We start from the raw sequence: 16,937 nt of genomic DNA, 5'->3' as shown, positions 1-16,937 counted from the left end.
CCGGAAACTATGTAGCAATGCTCTGGACTAACCTCCTTTGTAGTCGGAGCTAAACCTTTGACTTACCTTTATTTGTAGTAGGGAGCATCAGCACATGCAACTCGGAATCATCGGATTGGGCCGCATGGGCGGCAATATTGCACGGCGCCTGATGCTCAAAGGCCACGCCACCGTGGTCTATGACCGCAATGCCGCTTTTGTCGAAAATCTGTCCCAGGAAGGCGCCACAGGTGCTGGCGATCTGGCAGCATTGGTAGCCGGCCTGGAAAAACCACGGGCGGTCTGGGTCATGTTGCCGGCCGGCGCCCCCACCGAAGACACCATCAACGCCCTCAGTGAGTTGCTCGAGCCGGGCGATGTGATCATTGACGGCGGCAATACGTACTACAAGGACGACATCCGTCGTGCCCAGGCCTTGTCGGAAAAGGGCTTGGACTACATCGATGTCGGCACTTCCGGCGGTGTCTGGGGCCTGGAACGCGGTTACTGCATGATGATCGGCGGCGACGCCGGCGTGGTGAAACGCCTGGACCCGCTGTTCGACGCCCTGGCGCCGGGCATGGGCGACATCCCGCGCACCCGTGACCGCAAATCTGACGATGATCGTGCCGAGCGTGGCTACATCCACGCGGGCCCGGCGGGTTCGGGGCATTTCGTGAAGATGATTCACAACGGTATCGAGTACGGCATGATGCAGGCCTTTGCCGAGGGCTTTGACATCCTCAAGACCAAATCCAGCGAAAGCCTGCCAGCGGAGCAACGTTTCGATTTGAACGTCGCCGATATCGCCGAAGTCTGGCGGCGTGGCAGCGTGGTTTCGTCCTGGCTGCTGGACCTGACTGCCGACGCGTTGGCTGTCGATCCGAAACTGGACGGTTTTTCCGGCGAAGTGGCCGACAGTGGTGAAGGGCGCTGGACCATCGAGGCCGCCATCGAGCAAGCGGTGCCGGTGCCGGTACTGTCCAGTTCGCTGTTCGCCCGTTTCCGCTCGCGCCAGCAAAGCACGTACGGTGACAAGATGCTCTCGGCCATGCGCTTCGGCTTTGGCGGCCACGTGGAGACACCGAAAAAATGACCACGATCGCCAGCCAATCCACGGCCGAACCCGCGCCGCCGACCACGTTGTTTTTGTTCGGCGCCCATGGCGACCTGGTAAAACGCCTGTTGATGCCAGCGCTTTATCACCTCAGCCGCGACGGTCTGCTGGATGATGGGCTGCGCATCGTGGGCGTCGACCACAACGCCATCAGCGATGTGGACTTCGCCAAGAAACTCGCGGACTTCATCCGCCAGGAAGCGGCGGGCAAGGGCGGCGATGCCGACCGTGCGCTCGACCCGCTGCTGTGGGCCAAGCTGGCCAAGGGCATCAGCTACGTCCAGGGTGATTTCCTCGAAGATGACACTTACGCAGCGCTGGCGGCGAAGATCGCCGCCAGCGGCACCGGCAACGCGGTTTTCTACTTGGCGACCGCGCCGCGCTTCTTCAGTGAGGTGGTCAGTCGCCTTGGCACGGCCGGGCTGCTCGAGGAGCATGAGGGCGCGTTCCGCAGGGTGGTGATCGAAAAACCATTCGGCTCCGACCTGCAAACCGCCGAAGCGCTCAACGCTTGCCTGCTCAAGGTCATGAGCGAGAAACAGATCTATCGGATCGACCATTACCTGGGCAAGGAAACGGTGCAGAACATACTCGTCAGCCGTTTCTCCAACAGCCTGTTCGAGGCATTCTGGAACAACCATTACATCGACCATGTGCAAATCACCGCCGCCGAAACCGTCGGCGTGGAAACCCGTGGCAGTTTTTATGAGCACACTGGCGCCCTGCGGGACATGGTCCCCAATCATCTGTTTCAACTGCTGGCCATGGTCGCCATGGAACCGCCGGCCGCCTTCGGTGCAGATGCAGTGCGTGGGGAAAAGGCCAAGGTCATCGGGGCGATCCGGCCCTGGACAGTGGAGCAGGCCCGCGCCAACTCGATTCGCGGCCAGTACACCGCCGCAGAAGTTGCCGGCAAAGCGGTGAATGGCTATCGCCAGGAAGCCAACGTGGCGGCCGACAGCAACACCGAAACCTATGTAGCCCTCAAGGTCATGATCGATAACTGGCGCTGGGTGGGCGTGCCGTTCTACCTGCGCACCGGCAAGCGCATGAGCGTGCGGGACACGGAGATCGTCATCTGCTTCAAGCCCGCGCCCTATGCGCCGTTTCGTGACACGGAGGTCAACGAACTGCAACCTACGTACTTGAAAATCCAGATTCAGCCCAACGAAGGCATGTGGTTCGACCTCTTGGCCAAACGGCCGGGGCCGTCGCTCGACATGGCCAACATCGAACTGGGCTTTGCCTACAAGGATTTCTTTGAAATGCAGCCGTCCACGGGCTACGAAACGCTGATCTACGATTGCCTGACCGGCGACCAGACGCTGTTCCAGCGCGCCGACAACATCGAAAACGGCTGGCGCGCGGTGCAACCGTTCCTCGATGCCTGGCAACAGGATGCTTCGGTGCAACCCTACAAGGCCGGCGAAGATGGCCCGTCGACCGCCAACGACCTGCTGACCCGCGACGGTCGCGTCTGGCATGGCCTCGGATGAGTGACCAGGTGAAGCCCCCCATCCGTTTTTTGCTCAGTGACATGGACGGCACGTTGCTGCTGCCCGATCACACACTCAACCAGCGCACCATCGAAGCGGTTCGCGCATTGCGTGAGTCTGGCGTGTTGTTCAGCCTCGCCACCGGGCGACCGCCGCGGGCGATGTTGCAATTCATCGAAGCGTTTGGCGTCGACCTGCCCACCGCCGCGTTCAACGGCGGCACGCTGGTTCATCCGGACGGCAGTTTCCTGGCCGTGCACTATCTGCCCGTCGAAGCGGCGCTCACGACACTGGCGTTATACGCCGACCAACCTGGCATCGAGGTGTGGGTGTTTGCCGACGACCAATGGCTGGTACGTGACGCCAACGGTCCGATGGTGCCTGTGGAGACCCGCGGCCTGGGCTATCCGCCGGTGGAGGTCGAGAGTTTCGAACCTTATCTGGAGCGCATGGACAAGATCGTCGCCACCAGCGCCAACACCGATCTGCTGGTGGAACTGGAGGCGCGGCTGCATCCATTGCTCAAGGGGCAGGCCCAGGTCTCGCGTTCGCAACCGATCTACCTGGACGTCACGGCAATGAAGGCCAACAAGGGGGAGGCCTTGTCGACCCTGGCCGCCTTCCTCGACGTGCCGTTGCATCAGACAGCGGCGATGGGTGATGGAGGCAACGACCCGGCGATGTTCCACCGTGCGGGATTGTCGATTGCCATGGGGCAGGCGGAGGAGGCGATCAGGCGTCAGGCCGATGTGGTCACTGCTGCCGTGACCGAAGACGGCGCGGCTTTGGCGATCGAGCGGTACATCCTCCCGCGTTAGAAATCCTGGCCTGTATGGCCAGGAGCCTGGCTCGGCTGTGGGAGCAAGCGCCCTCGCCACAGGTTTTCTCTACCTCAGCAATAGCCCTACAACCAATACGTCACCGCATACCACCCCAAGCCACCCATTACCACGGTGTAGGGCAAGGCCATCCAGACCATCCGGCCATAGGACAGGCGAATCAGCGGGGCAATCGCCGAGGTCAGCAGGAACAGGAACGCGGCCTGGCCATTGGGCGTGGCGACGCTGGGCAGGTTGGTGCCGGTATTGATAGCCACCGCCAGGGTTTCGAAATGTTCGCGGCTGATGCTGCCGGAAACGAAGGCCTGCTTCACTTCGGTGATGTAAATGGTGGCGACGAATACGTTGTCGCTGATGGCCGACAACAGGCCGTTGGCGATGAACAGCATGCCCGGCTGGCGATCGACGGGCAGGGCCAGCACCCATTGGATCAGCGGTGTGAACAACTGCTGGTCATGGATGACCGCCACTACCGCAAAGAACACCACCAGCAGCGAAGTGAACGGCATCGCGTCCTTGAAGGCGTTGCCGAGCCGGTGCTCGTCGGTGATGCCGGTGAAGGCAGTAATCAAGACAATGACCGTCAGGCCGATCAGGCCGACTTCGGCGATGTGCAGGGCCAGGGCCACGATCAGGATCAGCGCGGCGATACCCTGGACAATCAGCGCGGCACGTTGGCGTGCGGTGCGCTCGCGGTTGTCTTGCTCGGCGTAGTCGGCCAGCACGGCGCGGACGTTATCCGGCAGCAGCGTGCCATAACCGAACCAGCGCAGCTTCTCCAGCATCACGCAGGTCACCAGGCCTGCCACCAACACCGGCAGCGAGACCGGGGCGACCTTGATGAAGAAGTCGGCGAAGTGCCAGCCCATTTCATGGCCGATCAGCAGGTTCTGCGGCTCACCCACCAGCGTGCACACACCGCCCAATGCGGTGCCGACGGCGCCGTGCATCAGCAGGCTGCGCAAGAACGCGCGGAACTGTTCCAGGTCCTGATGATGCAGCGCCGGCAGTTGATGGTCTTCGTCGACGCTGCTGTCCTGGCGCGGGTCGTTGCCCGAAGCCACGCGGTGATAGACCGCATAAAAGCCCATCGCGGCACTGATGATCACCGCGGTGACGGTCAACGCATCGAGGAATGCCGACAGGAAAGCCGAAAGAAAGCAGAACATCAGCGCCAGTGCCGCCTTGGAGCGCACGCCCAGGAGCAGCCGCGAAAACAGGAACAGCAACAGGTCCTTCATGAAATAGATCCCGGCGACCATGAACATCAGCAGCAGGATCACTGGGAAGTTGTGCAGCAGCTCGTCGTACAGCGCCTGGGGCGTGGTCATGCGCAGGGCCAGGGCTTCGAGCAGCAACAGCCCGCCGGGCATCAGCGGGTAGCATTTGAGCGCCATGGCCAGGGTGAAGATGAACTCGATGACCAGCATCCAGCCGGCGGCGACCGGACCCAGGGTCCACAGCACCACGGCGTTGAGAATCAGGAAGGTGACGATGCACGCCTTGTACCAGCGTGGTGAGTGCCCCAGAAAGTTATGCGCGAAAGCCTGGGTCATTGAACCGGACATCGGCTGCTCCTTTTAATTAGAAGCGCGCAACTTGCCGTAAGAGAATCCGAATATCAAGCCTGGGCCTTGTATGAAAAAGGGCCTTCGCACAACGCTTCTTCAGGCCCAATACCGCGCCACCACCGCTCGATAATTGCCCAGGAGCGAATAACCGCCCACCAGAATCTTGCCATCGGCCTGTGCGGCCAAGGACGTGGCGGTGTCCAGGCTGTAGCCGAGTCGCGTGCGGACCCAGCCCTTGCCTTGTCCAAAGCTGGGATCGAGGCTGGCGTTGGGCAGGTGGCGGGCCAGCACGAAGTCGGCTTCGATGCCGCCAAGGGTGGCGCCGGCGGTTACCAGTTTGCCATCGGGCTGAACCAGGGCGGCGCTCCACTGGCTGGGGTTGCGGCCCATCTCCAGCAGCCGGCACTGCCCCTGATTGCAGTGCGGGTCTGGCTTGCCGTCCGGGCGTACTTTCAGGGACAGGCAATGCGTGGGGTCGCGGCTGCTGCCAAACGCTTGCAAATCACCATTGCCGTGCTGGACGACCTGGTTGACCATCACGCTGCGATCCTGGACGGTGATGGACAGGAAACCGTCCTCGCCGAAGCTGTCATCGAGCTTGCCGTTGGGGTCGTAGCGGGCGATCAGGCCTCGTTGGGGAAAGTCGATGGCGCCACCGACGACAATGTTGCCGTCAGCCTGGAGCAGCAAGCAGCCGAGCCAGGTGTTTTTCAGCAACCGTCGGACCATGACAAAGCCACGACCGTTGAACGAAGCATCCAGCGAACCGTCCGGCAAGAGTCGGATCAGTACACCGACATGGTCGGACAATTGGAAGTGATGATTGGCCAGCAACAGGATCCGGCCATCGGCCTGGACTTGCATATCGCAGGCTTCAAGGCCCGGTATGCCGGGCGGTAGCCAAGGGTCGCGCAAACCTTGCGAGAGGTTGCCACAGAGTCGGATGACCTGTCGGCCGCCGTTGCCGAAGTGTTGGACGGCGCGGCCCTGTGGATCGAACAGCGCCAGGGCAGGAAGAGTGCGGTCGCGGTTTTCATAATGCAGGCCGGACAGGAGGATATTGCCGTCGGGCAATTCGATGGCTTTACCGGCGGTCGCTTCGCAGCCGTCTTCAAACGCGCCGGTGATGCAGCCGTGGGTGCCGAAGCCCGGATCCATTAAACCATCGCGGTTGAGCCGAGCCAGCCCGAACCGGCTGCCCAGGGACGTATCGATCCGGGCGGTCAGCAGGATCCGCCCGGCGTGGTCGACGGTCAGGCCCGTGGTCAGGCTGCAAGTGCTGTCGGGAAAAAGAATCCAGGCTTTGCCGGCACTGGCAAAGCCTGGATCGAGTTGTCCGGCACGGGCTTCTGCCCGGGATACCGCAAACGCGTATTGATCGGGCATGCATGCCTCTCCTTGCGTATCGATCGGCTCATGAGAGCGACGACTGCATGAGGGCAACATTCAATCCCTGAACGCGACAGTGCACAACTGTCATGTTCTACAGACAGGAGGAGAGACGATTCGTGCCGGAACAATGACTTTGTGGGCCATTGCAAAGCCTGTTATCAAATAACAGGCTTTTTCAGGGTTTATTCAGGCATCGACCAGGATTGCAGTTTGTAGCCTTCCTGACTCAGTTCGGCCCGGGCCTGTTTCAAGAGATTGGCCAGTTGGGCTGGATCGGTATAGGCAGTGCTTGGGATCTTGGTGCGGCCAATATGGGTATTGGTACGGTCGATGACGGTCAGGTTAAGTTCACCATTACCGTCTTGTGGAGCCCAGGCCACGCACTGGAAAGGACGAAATGCGCGGTCGGCGATCAAAAGAGCTTCGTTGATACGGAGCGGGGCGTTCATGGCAGTTTCTCTTGAGTGTGCCCAATCAAATGATGTGCCGTCGGTTGGGCGTACCGTGCGGCGGAGTTACTTGTACTGATGTTCCGAACCCGGGGGCGGGTCACACATTCTTTGAATAAATTTCGATTTTCTTTCAGACCTGGCTTCAAGGGTTTTGTTTGAAAGCGTCCTGAAAGTTTTTTCGGTTCGGCAACTAACGAAACGCTCGCTTATAACCATTTTTCGAGACTTCCAATAATCAATTGATACAAGCGGGCGTCAACTTCTTGCTACTGTTACATGCAGGTTTGCCAAACGACTGTTTCTACTCATATTTCCATATTTTGGCGCCAAGGATCAGTCATGATCGAAGCCAGTGCGTCGCGTCGTCTGCTCGTGGTTGATCCCTGCGATGCTTGCCATCGCCTGTTACCTGACCTGCGCAGCATCGGTTGGGAGGTGGAGAGTTGTTCCCTCGAACATGCCACTGATCGAAGCTGTGACGTGGGCTTGCTACGCCTGCAGCCGTTTCATCTGGAGCGTCCCGAAGCCGTCAAGGAACTGATCAGCCGCAGTGGCGCGGAATGGATCGCGGTGCTCAGCCAGGAAGTGCTGCGCTTGAAGAATGTGGGGGATTTCGTCTGCGAGTGGTTTTTCGATTTCCATACCTTGCCGTTCGACGTGTCCCGGGTCCAGGTGACACTGGGGCGGGCGTTTGGCATGGGGCGCCTGCGCGGGCAGGGTTCGATTCACATCAGCCAACCCGAACATGAACTGCTCGGTGATAGCAAACCGATGCGCGAACTGCGCAAGTTGTTAAGCAAACTGGCGCCTGCCGAGTCGCCGGTGCTGATTCGCGGCGAAAGCGGCACAGGCAAGGAGTTGGTGGCCAGCACCCTGCATCGCCAGTCCCACCGGTGGAACAAGCCATTCATTGCGATCAACTGTGGCGCGATCCCCGAGCACTTGATCCAGTCGGAATTGTTCGGTCATGAGAAGGGCGCCTTCACCGGCGCGCATCAGCGCAAGATCGGGCGGATCGAGGCGGCCAACGGTGGCACGCTTTTTCTCGACGAGGTAGGCGATCTGCCCATGGAATTGCAGGCCAACCTGCTGCGTTTCCTGCAGGAAAAACGCATCGAGCGGGTTGGTGGCAGCCAGCCGATTGCGGTCGATGTGCGGGTGTTGGCGGCGACCCATGTGGACCTTGAAGCGGCGATCGAGCACAAGCGCTTTCGTGAAGACCTGTACTACCGCTTGAACGTGCTGCAGGTGGTGATGGCGCCGTTGCGCGAGCGACATGGCGACCTGGCGATGCTGGCCAGTCATTTTTCCCATACCTATAGCCAGGAAACCGGTCGCCGTCCGCGCAGTTTCAGCGAAGATGCGCTGGTGGCGATGGGCATGCATGACTGGCCCGGCAATGTCCGTGAATTGGCCAACCGGGTGCGTCGTGGCCTGGTGCTGGCCGAGGGCCGGCAAATCGAAGCCCGCGACCTTGGCCTGGACGGCCTCCAAGGCGTCGCCGCACCTATCGGAACCCTGGAAGACTACAAGACCCGCGCCGAACGCCAGGCGCTGAGCGACGTCCTTAACCGCCACAGCGATAACCTGAGCGTCGCCGCCCGGGTGCTGGGGGTGTCGCGACCGACTTTCTATCGGTTGCTGCACAAGCATCAGATTCGCTGAATCCGGGGCCGCCCCACTCCAGTACTCACGCCGCAAACAGCCCACCGTGGCGAGGGAGCTTGGTCGCTCCCGCACAGGTTTCGCTTCATCCTTAAAAGTAATACGGGAATTTCAGGCTGAAGCTGAAATCCGGCGCATCGTCGGTCAGGCCAATGGACAGGTTCGGCACAATGGTCAGGTTGTCGCTGGCGGCGACGGTCATGCCGATGTTGAAGTAGCCGGCGTTGGCATCGCTGGAGACCACCGATTCCCAATCTCCGCCGTCCTGCTTGAGCTTGCTCTTTTTCTGGATCAGGTCCGAGACCGAGAACGACATGCTCATTTTCTCGTTCAAGGCAAATGCCACACCGGCGCCAATCTGGAAGCTGTCGCCGATGCGCACCTTGCCTGGGACTTTCTGATTGACGGTGGAGCTGATGTCATCGAACGACTCTTCGAAGTTGTGGGTGTAGGCCAGGGTGCCGAACAACACGGCCGGGTCGAAGGTCTTGACCAGCGAAAGCCCGGGGGTGATCGACCAGACGCCGTTGCCGGTGGGCAGGTCTTCAGGCACGAACAGGTTGGTGTTGGCCTGGGATTGGCGCAACTTGATGCCGAACGGGTCCTTGCCGGTCGGCGCCTTGACCCGCAGCGTGACCACGGCGTCCGGGCTGTCGACCGATTCGTCCATGAACTTGTAGGCGATGCCGAAGTTGACGTCGCCAATGGTGGGATCCCGGGTGACCGTTTCTTCGCTGGTGACGCCGGCAGCGCCATTGTTCGCGCCGCCGGACTGGTAGGTGGATTCGCGGTAGATCACCGGCACGTTGAGATCGAACTGCCAGCGATTGTCGAAGTTGTAGCGACCGGTGAGGTCCAGGGTCCAGGTGTCGGCCTTGATCCGGTCCAGGTTGATGTTGCCCAGGAAAATCGAATCCAGGGCCAGGAAACCGTTGAGGATCAGTTGTCGCGTGTCGTAGCGCGAATAGGTCACGCCCGTCTCGAAACTGAATTTACCGCCACCGAAGAAACCGCTGGCTTCGTCATAGAGATTGGAGACGCTCTGGGCCGGCTGGGAATCATCGGCGAGCGATTGCCCATAGCCGCTGCCGCCGGACGTGGCCGCGCCACCGCCGGCGACGGTCTGGTTGCCTTTCATGTCTGACGGGGATTTAACCAGGCGTTTGGGGGCCGGCGGCGCAGGCTGGTCCTCCACTTGACGAACCCGCTGTTCGAGCACCGCCAGGGCCTTCTGCTGGACCTCGTATCGTTGCTTGAGTTCGAGAAGTTCCTGTTTCAGGGCCTCGATGTCCGCATCGGGTGCCGCTTGCAACACGGCCGCCGGGAACAACGTGCTCAAACACATCACAGCGCGCAACGATACGGATCGATACATGAATATGCCGTCCCTATTTGCCCAATGATCGCGAATCAGCGTAGATCAATATCCAAGATTGCGCAGACCTCGCAGTTGGGTCAGGTTGCAGTCCAATGCCCCGGCGCTGGGGCCGTTGTTGTTCAACACCACGTTGAGTTGCGTCAGGTTGTTCACCAGGTTGCTGTTGCCCAGCAGACGGGTGTTTTGCAGCAAGCCGCCCTGGGCCACCTGTTGCAGCGTACTGCCCTGGTTATGGTTGGCCTGGATCGCCATCTGTACACCGCTGCCGGTGGCGGTGACCGCGACGCTGCCGGCGGCATTGCTGCCGCTGATGGTCTGGCCCCGGGTCAGCAACTGGCCTTGGGAGGGCGCCAGCGCTGTCGCCTGGTTGCTCTCCTTCACATTGATGCTGACGTTGTTGTAGGCGGTGTTGCCGTCGCCTGCGGCGCGGACGCTTTGCGTCACGCCCTGGCTGGAGCCCAGGCCGGCGCCACCGGTAATGTTGCCGTTGCCCTGTTCCGGGGCGTGGCCATTGCCGGTCTGCTTGATGGTGGAAACGTAGAATTGGGGTTTGACCGTGCTGGCCTGGATCTGCATGGAACTGGTGGCGCCAATCACGTCACCGCTGGCGTTGCGCCAGGTGCTGCTCATGACAATGCCGAAGCTGATGACTCGCCCGGGCATGACATAACGACCGCGCAGCTCGGCAAGCTCCTGGTCCTGGACCTCGATGGGTTTGAATCCGGCATGGGCGTAGCCCGAGGCAGTCGCGACCAGGCAGGCCAGCGAGAGCCAGTGTGAAGTGTTCATGTCCTGCTCCCGGAGCGTCCTGCTCCTTTTGTTTTTTTTCGTTGGCAGTGGTCAGCAATTGGAAAGATCGGCGATTAGAAAAAGTCGCTTTGTATGAAGCCAAAATCCATCAGCTCTGCATCCCTGACCGGGTTGAAGCCGTCCAGCTTGTTACGGGCTGTCAGCGGTTGCGGAGGGCTGCGTAGGGCATTGGTTTTGTCATAGCCGGGGCCGACAATCGCGAAGACGATGCCGTTCCAGCCTTTGACGAAATCGTCATGAGCATAGCGCTTGTGCCCCAGCACCGGGTCGCCGATGTAGACCCATTGCTTGTCGGCACGCTGCAACACCACGAAGTGCTTGTAGCCACGGATTTCCATCAGCACGACCACCGGAATCGTCACCGCTTCGAGCTTTTCCGGCGGAATCCGATAGCCTCGGGCACGCATGCCGATGGTTTCCACGTAGCGCTTCATATCGAGCATGGAAAACCCTTGGGTGCGAACCAGGTTCTGGTCGGCATTGACCAACATGCCTTTGATGACATGTTCTTCGTCGACGTCCAGCCAATAGGCCTGGCGCAGCACCGTGGCCAGCGCGGCGGCGCCGCAACTGAAATCGGTTTTCTGCTCGACGATGTCGCTGAACTTGCGTTCGCGCACGCTTTGCACGGGTTTGAAGACCAGCATGCCGCCGGGCAGGGCGGCAACGGGTATCGAGGCCGCTTGCGCCGTACAGGCTATGCAGAGCAGCAGGGAAAGGGCAGTGGCACGCATGATCGATACACCTGATCCAGATCGGGAAAAAAGCCCCCTGTGGGAGCGAGTCCGTGGGAGCTCAGCTTGCTCGCGATAGCGGTTTCAAGCCGACAGAGGTGCCGTATGTGACGCCCTCATCGCGAGCAAGCTGTGCTCCCACAGAGTCATTCCCACAGTGGTACTTTTTTACATGCAAGCCTTGCAGCCAGCCGCAATGGACAGCGAGTTGCTTTGCTGGTTACCCACGCCCGCCGACACGTTGGCACCGCCGTTACCGGAGAAGCCGTTCATGGAGTTGGTCATGGTGGCGTTGTTGATCACCGGGTTTTTCCAACCGTCGCGGGTCAGCACCTGCTGGGTATTGCTGCCGGCCAGTTCGAAGGTTCCCACGGCGGAGAACTTGAACTTGTCGTCATCATGACCGCCGCCATAGCCGCCTTTGTTGTCCCAGCCGCCATGGTCGTCTTCGGCGGTGCCGGTGCCCTTGGCCTTGAACGTGCCGGAAGCGCTGTAGGTGCTGGTGAGGGTGTCGGTCTTGTAGGTCCGTACGCCTTTGTTGTCGACTTCAAGGCCGGTGGAGGTCTGGTCCGCCGAGGCCGAGGCCTGGGCGACGCGACCTCCGGACACTGCGATGGCCAGGTTGTTTTTCTGTTGGTTGAAGTTGCCGGCGGTCACGTTGATGCCGATGTTGCCGGAGCCGTTGTTGCCCGCATTGGTGAGCGAGGCGGTGTTCTGCGTAGAGTTGTTCTTGACGTAGTTGTCGTTATTGACCTGTGTCGCGCTCGAGGCCGAAACAGCCGAACCGAAGATGAAACTTTCGTCTGCCGTGGCGAGGGCGGCGGCGTTGTCCTGCTGGTTGCCGTCGCCGCCAGCGATGTTGGCGCCCATGTTGCCGTTGCTGCCGTTGAGCGAGTCCTTGGCTTCGGCAGTGTTTCGGGTGGCCTGGTTGGTCACGACGTTGCCGTCGCTATTCTGCTCATCCAGCACCGTGGCCGTGGCGCCGGCACTGATGGACAGTTGTTGCTCCCAGTTCGGGCCTTTGGGGCCGTGGTGGCCGTGGTGGTTGTCGTGACCATTGCCATGGCCGTTATCGTGTCCTCCAGCCTGCGCGGCCATTGTCATGACAGCGGCGAGAGCGAAAACCAATGGTTGGAGTGCCATTGTCGGTTTCATGGTGTTTCTCCTTGCATGTCGTTGGTTAAGTGTTGGTACTTTCTTATTTTTACGACCGGGTCAGTCAGCAACCCGGATGCTCAGGGTGTTCGCCATGCGGTTTCCCACCCCGGCACTCTGGTTCACCTGGATAACCCCTCGGCTGCCAGTGAAGGCCTGGTCGCTGGTGACGACCTGGCGACTGCCGGTTGGGGCGCCAGTTGCGCCTGAGTTCGGTAACAACGCCACGTTTTGTTGAGACAGGGCGCTGTCGTCCATGCTCTGCGGATGGCCACTGATGCCCACCCGCAGGACATTGGCCATCTGGTTGTTGGCCCCGGCGGACTGGTTGACGCCCAGCACGCCGTTGCCGTTGGTGAATGAATCGCCGCCGATGCGGGCGGTTGCGTTCATGGAAGGATCGGCGGGTGTGTCCAGGCGCTGGCGCACGCTGGTGGTGGCCTGGGCGTCGGTGCCGATGGCGATGGCCCGGGTGTTGGTCTGCTGGGTTTGATCGCCGGCTGCCTGGTTGAGGTTGAAGTTGCCGCTGTAATGGCTGCCCGAATCCTGGAGGTTGGCGCTGTTGCTCGCCGTTACGTCGGGGGCCGCATGGGCAATGGAAGCACCGAGCAGGGCAAGTACGAGCAATGCAGGCTTCATGTCACTGACCTCCGGCGAGTCGACCCAACGGGGCCAGGCCGGAGCTCAACGAGCGGTTGATGGTGCCGGAGATCGCGCTACCGCTGCCGCCGCCATGCCCGGCGCCCATGCCGGGCATACCGTTGGGATTGGTCACTACGTTCAGGCCCTGGACGCCGGTATTGGTGTTGATGGTGTTGCGGATCGACGAGCCGCTGGCCACGCTGGCGAACTCGCCGTCGCTCAACTCGCTGCTGGCGCTCGCTTGGGCGATGCGCTCGGAGGGGTTGGCATTGACGGTGGTCGGGTAGGGGTCTTTGCCGCCGTTGCGACCGATAGCGATGGGTTGCACGTCACGGTTGAGCACGATGACGCCGTTGCCTTCGGCCTGTACTGGCAGGCTGAGCGCTGCGTTGGCGGCGCAGCCGATTAACAGCAAATAGCTCAAGCGCCTTTCGAACATCCCCATGGCATCGATTCCTTCTACGTTACGCTGGCCCTATACAGCGTTGCGAAGGGACAGAGCAGGTGTCATGCCGGGTTATGAAATGTCTTTAAGATCAATGACTTGTCTTTAGATGCTGAATCCTGGAGGCAAGCGATGTTTCATGGTTGAGACAGTGGCTGCGGTGGGAGCGCCATTCAATGGCTTCTCCAGGGCACTGGATCCAAGGTTTCAAGGGAGGTGTTGCATGAACTTGACAGTTGTGATGACAAATCGATGAAGCGGCTTTGCATCCGGGTTTGACAGGCTTGCACTGTTTCAATCGTGCAACAGGTCGCAGGCAGGAGTCTCAGGCCTCGAGTAGCTGGGTGACGGCGGCGAACACTCGATCCTGACGCTGGGCCCAATCGCCTTCGATCACCTGCAAAGGCTGCTGGTGCCGAACCAGCCAGTGTCTGATCGCTTCGAAAAAGGCCTGGCGCTCGGCCAGTTCGGGCTGGCAACGCAAGCCGTCGCCGGTCCATTCGACCTGCTCGGGGCTCAGCAGCAAGTGCAGGTCGTAATGACGGGCCAGCAGGGCTGGTTCCAGCCAGCTCGGGCAGTCGCCGAACAGGGTCTGGCTCCAGAGGATGTTGCTCAAGAGATGTGTGTCCAGGATCAGCAACGGGGGCTGCTCTGCGCGGGCGGCGTCTTCCCAGGCCAATTGTCCTCCGGCGATGTCAGTGATATCGGCCAGGCAGGTGTCGCGTGGGTTCTGTTCCATGAAATGGCGCACATATTCGTCCACCTGCAAGCCACCGAAGTGCTTTTGCAAACGCGTGGCCAGCCAGCTTTTACCGCTGGATTCGGGGCCGGTCAGCACCACCACTTTCATGCGCGCAAGGCCGGGTCGGCCTGCCACTGCCGCCAGCCTTGCACGGCCAGCAGGGTGAACAGGGCATAGAGCGCGGCGGTCAGGTACAAGTCTTTGTAGACGAACAGACCCACGAAAATGACGTCCACCGCGATCCACAGCGGCCAGCATTGCACGCGTTTCTGCGCCATCCACCACTGGGCCACGAGGCTGAAACCGGTCAGCGCGGCGTCGAGCCAGGGCTGGGCGGCGTCGGTCCAGTGCGCCATGGCAGCGCCCAGTACCAGGCTGCCCACGGCGCCTGCGCCCAGGCCGAGCAACATGGAAGCGCCATCCAGCCGCGTGACCTGGCGCCCGTCGTGATGCTGCCCGGCGCGGGTCCACTGCCACCAGCCGTAGAGTTGCAGTGCGGCATACACCACTTGCAGCAGCATGTCCGAATACAACTTCACTTCGAAGAAGATCCAGCTGTAGAGCGCCACCATCACCAGGCCGATCGGCCAGCACCAGGGGTTTTGCTTGACGGTCAACCAGACAGCGATCACGCCGAGGGCTGCGGCAAACAGTTCAAGCCCGGACATGGGGGTTCCTTGGGGGAATGGAAAGAGGGCGGGGATTGTAAACGCTAGTGGCCTGTTGAATACATGGCCGTTGTGGTTGTGCTCAGGTTTTGCTGTGCGCCGCAACTTCCTGTGGGGGCGAGCCTGCCCCCGCAGGATTGGGAATGATTAGACCCGGAACTGCGTGAGCAAACCATTCAACTGTTCACTCAACGCCTTCAGGCGGTTGCTCGCCAGGCTCGACTGTTCGGCGGCCACGGCGGTGCTATGGGACAAGCCGGCAGCTTGGGTGACGTTCTGGTTGATGTCTTCCACCACGTGGGCCTGTTGCAGCGTGGCGCTGGCGATGGAGGCGTTGAGGCTGTTGAGGTTGCGCAAGGCCTGGCCGATGGCATTGAGGCTGGCGCCCGCGAGGCCGGCCTGCTCGATGGTCAGTTGCGAGGCGCGGCTGCTGTCGCTGATGACTTTCACCGCCGCTTCCGAATGATTTTGCAGACGTTCGATCATGGCCTGGATCTCCGCCGTCGACTTCTGCGTGCGTTGGGCCAGCAGCCGCACTTCATCGGCCACCACCGCAAAGCCACGGCCTTGTTCCCCGGCCCGCGCGGCTTCGATCGCAGCGTTGAGTGCCAACAGGTTGGTCTGCTCGGCGATCGAGCGGATCACCTCCAGCACGCTGCCGATCTGGGTGCTTTCGCTCGCCAGGGTGCGAATCACTTCTACCGCCTGGTCAATGGTCTGGGACAGGTGATCGATCTGTTGCAGGCTGCCGTCGATGTTGATCTGGCCTTGCTGGGCCTGGGACTCGGCGTCGCGCATCTCGCTGGCGGCATGTTCGGCGTTTTTCGCCACGTCTTGCACGCCATAGGTCACTTCGTTGATCGCCGTGGCCACCAGTTCCATCTGTTGCGATTGTTGCTGGCTGCGTTCCTGGGCCTGGGCGGCATCGTTACCCAACTCGCTGGAAGATTGCCCCAGTGCGCTGGCCGAGGCCTGCAACTGGCTGACCACCTGGCGCAATTTGGCGGTAAACGCGTTGAAATGCCGGGCCAATTGGGTCACTTCGTCCTGGCCATGGGTGTCGAGGGTGCGGGTCAGGTCGCTTTCGCCGCTGGCGATGTTGGCCATGGCGTTGACCGTTTCCTGCAGCGGGCTGACGATGCTGCGCACGATCAGCGTCAACAGCACGCCCATGAGCAGCGTGATGACCAGGCCGACCACAGAAGCCTTGATCACCTGGGACTGGAACTCGGCCTGGACGTCATCGACGTACACGCCCGAACCGATAATCCAGCCCCATGGCTCGAACAATTGCACGTAGGAAGTCTTGCCCACCGGAGCTTCGGCGCCCGGTTTCGGCCAGAGGTAGTTGATCATGCCGGCGCCCTTGGCCTTGGCGATCGCGACCATCTCGTTGAACAGCGCATAACCGTTCGGGTCGCGGATGGCCGAGAGATTCTGGCCTTCGAGCTTCGGGTTGGCGGGGTGCATGACCATGACCGGCGTCAGGTCGTTGATCCAGAAATAGTCGCTCTGGTTATAGCGCAGGCCACGCACGGCGCTGAGGGCCTGCTTCTGCGCGGCCTCGCGGGTCAGGGTGCCGGCGGTTTCCAGGCCATGGTAGTAAGCCAGCACGCCACTGGCGGTCTGCACCACATGCTGGGTTTTCTGCACCTTGGCTTGATACAGGTCGGTATGGATCTGGTTGAGCATCAAGGCACCCAGCGTGAACAGCATCACGATGGACACGACGAGGATGAGCCACAAGCGTCGGCTGATCGACACATTGCGCAAGCTATTCATACGCTGTCACTCCGGTTTTTTCTTCTTGTCATAACGACGGCCGGCACTGTAGCGCCCGGCAGCTGTCCGT

Annotated in this window: 16 protein-coding genes; 4 read left to right on the top strand and 12 right to left on the bottom strand. The window is 61.0% G+C overall.

All coding sequences use genetic code 11. The annotated features are described in order from the left end of the window. Positions 1–70: 70 nt before the first annotated feature. From gnd to N4Q37_RS05055, 3 genes are read left to right on the top strand one after another with little or no spacing between them, the layout of a single operon-like run. Positions 71–1,075 carry a phosphogluconate dehydrogenase (NAD(+)-dependent, decarboxylating) gene (gene gnd / locus N4Q37_RS05065; protein ID WP_260955916.1) on the top strand — a complete coding sequence of 335 codons (1,005 nt, stop codon included), beginning with the start codon at positions 71–73 and terminating at the stop codon, positions 1,073–1,075. Next, positions 1,072–2,592: a glucose-6-phosphate dehydrogenase gene (gene zwf / locus N4Q37_RS05060; RefSeq protein WP_260955802.1), complete on the top strand. Its 1,521-nt coding sequence runs from the start codon at positions 1,072–1,074 to the stop codon at positions 2,590–2,592. The genes gnd and zwf overlap by 4 nt, the downstream gene beginning before the upstream one ends. After that, complete coding sequence (locus tag N4Q37_RS05055) at positions 2,589–3,410, top strand: HAD family hydrolase (protein ID WP_260955801.1); 822 nt, start codon at positions 2,589–2,591, stop codon at positions 3,408–3,410. Before zwf ends, N4Q37_RS05055 begins: the two co-directional genes overlap by 4 nt. An 86-nt stretch (positions 3,411–3,496) precedes the next feature. Here N4Q37_RS05055 and nhaB read toward each other — a convergent pair whose 3' ends face one another. From nhaB to N4Q37_RS05040, 3 genes are all read right to left on the bottom strand, one after another. Further along, positions 3,497–4,999, bottom strand: coding sequence for a sodium/proton antiporter NhaB (nhaB, locus tag N4Q37_RS05050; protein WP_260955800.1), 1,503 nt, complete (start codon positions 4,997–4,999; stop codon positions 3,497–3,499). Between the two features lie 99 nt (positions 5,000–5,098). After that, positions 5,099–6,388 (bottom strand): hypothetical protein, encoded by a 1,290-nt coding sequence (locus N4Q37_RS05045; RefSeq protein ID WP_260955799.1) that lies wholly within the window; start codon positions 6,386–6,388, stop codon positions 5,099–5,101. A 188-nt stretch (positions 6,389–6,576) separates the two neighbouring features. Further along, positions 6,577–6,843: a hypothetical protein gene (locus tag N4Q37_RS05040; RefSeq protein WP_260955798.1), complete on the bottom strand. Its 267-nt coding sequence runs from the start codon at positions 6,841–6,843 to the stop codon at positions 6,577–6,579. A gap of 342 nt (positions 6,844–7,185) precedes the next feature. On the opposite strand from N4Q37_RS05040, the gene N4Q37_RS05035 reads away from it, so the two are divergent. Beyond that, positions 7,186–8,511, top strand: a complete 1,326-nt coding sequence (locus N4Q37_RS05035; RefSeq protein ID WP_260955797.1) for a sigma-54 dependent transcriptional regulator — start codon at positions 7,186–7,188, stop codon at positions 8,509–8,511. 91 nt (positions 8,512–8,602) lie between these two features. Here N4Q37_RS05035 and N4Q37_RS05030 read toward each other — a convergent pair whose 3' ends face one another. The 9 genes from N4Q37_RS05030 to N4Q37_RS04990 form a co-directional block, all read right to left on the bottom strand. After that, entirely contained in the window at positions 8,603–9,886 is a 1,284-nt protein-coding gene (locus tag N4Q37_RS05030) for a hypothetical protein (protein WP_260955796.1), read from the bottom strand. A gap of 45 nt (positions 9,887–9,931) precedes the next feature. Beyond that, a complete protein-coding gene (locus N4Q37_RS05025) occupies positions 9,932–10,678 on the bottom strand; it encodes a hypothetical protein (protein WP_260955795.1) in 747 nt (248 codons plus the stop codon). 74 nt (positions 10,679–10,752) lie between these two features. Further along, positions 10,753–11,433, bottom strand: a complete 681-nt coding sequence (locus N4Q37_RS05020) for a C39 family peptidase (RefSeq protein ID WP_260955794.1) — start codon at positions 11,431–11,433, stop codon at positions 10,753–10,755. Positions 11,434–11,601: 168 nt separating this feature from the next. Next, on the bottom strand, positions 11,602–12,588 hold the full coding sequence (locus tag N4Q37_RS05015) for a heme utilization protein (RefSeq protein WP_260955793.1): 987 nt from the start codon (positions 12,586–12,588) through the stop codon (positions 11,602–11,604). Positions 12,589–12,648: 60 nt separating this feature from the next. After that, entirely contained in the window at positions 12,649–13,227 is a 579-nt protein-coding gene (locus N4Q37_RS05010) for an adhesin (RefSeq protein WP_260955792.1), read from the bottom strand. A gap of 1 nt (position 13,228) precedes the next feature. Next, entirely contained in the window at positions 13,229–13,675 is a 447-nt protein-coding gene (locus N4Q37_RS05005) for a hypothetical protein (RefSeq protein WP_260955791.1), read from the bottom strand. A 325-nt stretch (positions 13,676–14,000) separates the two neighbouring features. Beyond that, positions 14,001–14,525 (bottom strand): AAA family ATPase, encoded by a 525-nt coding sequence (locus N4Q37_RS05000; protein WP_260955915.1) that lies wholly within the window; start codon positions 14,523–14,525, stop codon positions 14,001–14,003. Next, positions 14,522–15,085 (bottom strand): nicotinamide riboside transporter PnuC, encoded by a 564-nt coding sequence (pnuC, locus tag N4Q37_RS04995; RefSeq protein ID WP_260955790.1) that lies wholly within the window; start codon positions 15,083–15,085, stop codon positions 14,522–14,524. Before pnuC ends, N4Q37_RS05000 begins: the two co-directional genes overlap by 4 nt. A gap of 147 nt (positions 15,086–15,232) precedes the next feature. Next, on the bottom strand, positions 15,233–16,867 hold the full coding sequence (locus tag N4Q37_RS04990; protein ID WP_260955789.1) for a methyl-accepting chemotaxis protein: 1,635 nt from the start codon (positions 16,865–16,867) through the stop codon (positions 15,233–15,235). Positions 16,868–16,937 lie beyond the last annotated feature (70 nt).

Origin of the sequence: Pseudomonas citri, assembly GCF_025336485.1 — a bacterium.
GTDB lineage: Bacteria > Pseudomonadota > Gammaproteobacteria > Pseudomonadales > Pseudomonadaceae > Aquipseudomonas > Aquipseudomonas citri.
Note: the sequence above shows the minus strand (reverse complement) of the source record. Positions and strands in the feature narration are given on the sequence as shown.

What these genes read in the sequence shown, in the direction of transcription:
- N4Q37_RS05015 (WP_260955793.1), bottom strand. Translation starts at nt 12,588, where the DNA reads ATGAAACCGACAATGGCACTCCAACCATTGGTTTTCGCTCTCGCCGCT.
- N4Q37_RS05045 (WP_260955799.1), bottom strand. Translation starts at nt 6,388, where the DNA reads ATGCCCGATCAATACGCGTTTGCGGTATCCCGGGCAGAAGCCCGTGCC.
- N4Q37_RS05035 (WP_260955797.1), top strand. Translation starts at nt 7,186, where the DNA reads ATGATCGAAGCCAGTGCGTCGCGTCGTCTGCTCGTGGTTGATCCCTGC.
- N4Q37_RS05030 (WP_260955796.1), bottom strand. Translation starts at nt 9,886, where the DNA reads ATGTATCGATCCGTATCGTTGCGCGCTGTGATGTGTTTGAGCACGTTG.
- N4Q37_RS05040 (WP_260955798.1), bottom strand. Translation starts at nt 6,843, where the DNA reads ATGAACGCCCCGCTCCGTATCAACGAAGCTCTTTTGATCGCCGACCGC.
- N4Q37_RS05000 (WP_260955915.1), bottom strand. Translation starts at nt 14,525, where the DNA reads ATGAAAGTGGTGGTGCTGACCGGCCCCGAATCCAGCGGTAAAAGCTGG.
- N4Q37_RS05025 (WP_260955795.1), bottom strand. Translation starts at nt 10,678, where the DNA reads ATGAACACTTCACACTGGCTCTCGCTGGCCTGCCTGGTCGCGACTGCC.
- N4Q37_RS05010 (WP_260955792.1), bottom strand. Translation starts at nt 13,227, where the DNA reads ATGAAGCCTGCATTGCTCGTACTTGCCCTGCTCGGTGCTTCCATTGCC.
- N4Q37_RS05020 (WP_260955794.1), bottom strand. Translation starts at nt 11,433, where the DNA reads ATGCGTGCCACTGCCCTTTCCCTGCTGCTCTGCATAGCCTGTACGGCG.
- nhaB (WP_260955800.1), bottom strand. Translation starts at nt 4,999, where the DNA reads ATGTCCGGTTCAATGACCCAGGCTTTCGCGCATAACTTTCTGGGGCAC.
- N4Q37_RS05055 (WP_260955801.1), top strand. Translation starts at nt 2,589, where the DNA reads ATGAGTGACCAGGTGAAGCCCCCCATCCGTTTTTTGCTCAGTGACATG.
- N4Q37_RS05005 (WP_260955791.1), bottom strand. Translation starts at nt 13,675, where the DNA reads ATGGGGATGTTCGAAAGGCGCTTGAGCTATTTGCTGTTAATCGGCTGC.
- zwf (WP_260955802.1), top strand. Translation starts at nt 1,072, where the DNA reads ATGACCACGATCGCCAGCCAATCCACGGCCGAACCCGCGCCGCCGACC.
- N4Q37_RS04990 (WP_260955789.1), bottom strand. Translation starts at nt 16,867, where the DNA reads ATGAATAGCTTGCGCAATGTGTCGATCAGCCGACGCTTGTGGCTCATC.
- pnuC (WP_260955790.1), bottom strand. Translation starts at nt 15,085, where the DNA reads ATGTCCGGGCTTGAACTGTTTGCCGCAGCCCTCGGCGTGATCGCTGTC.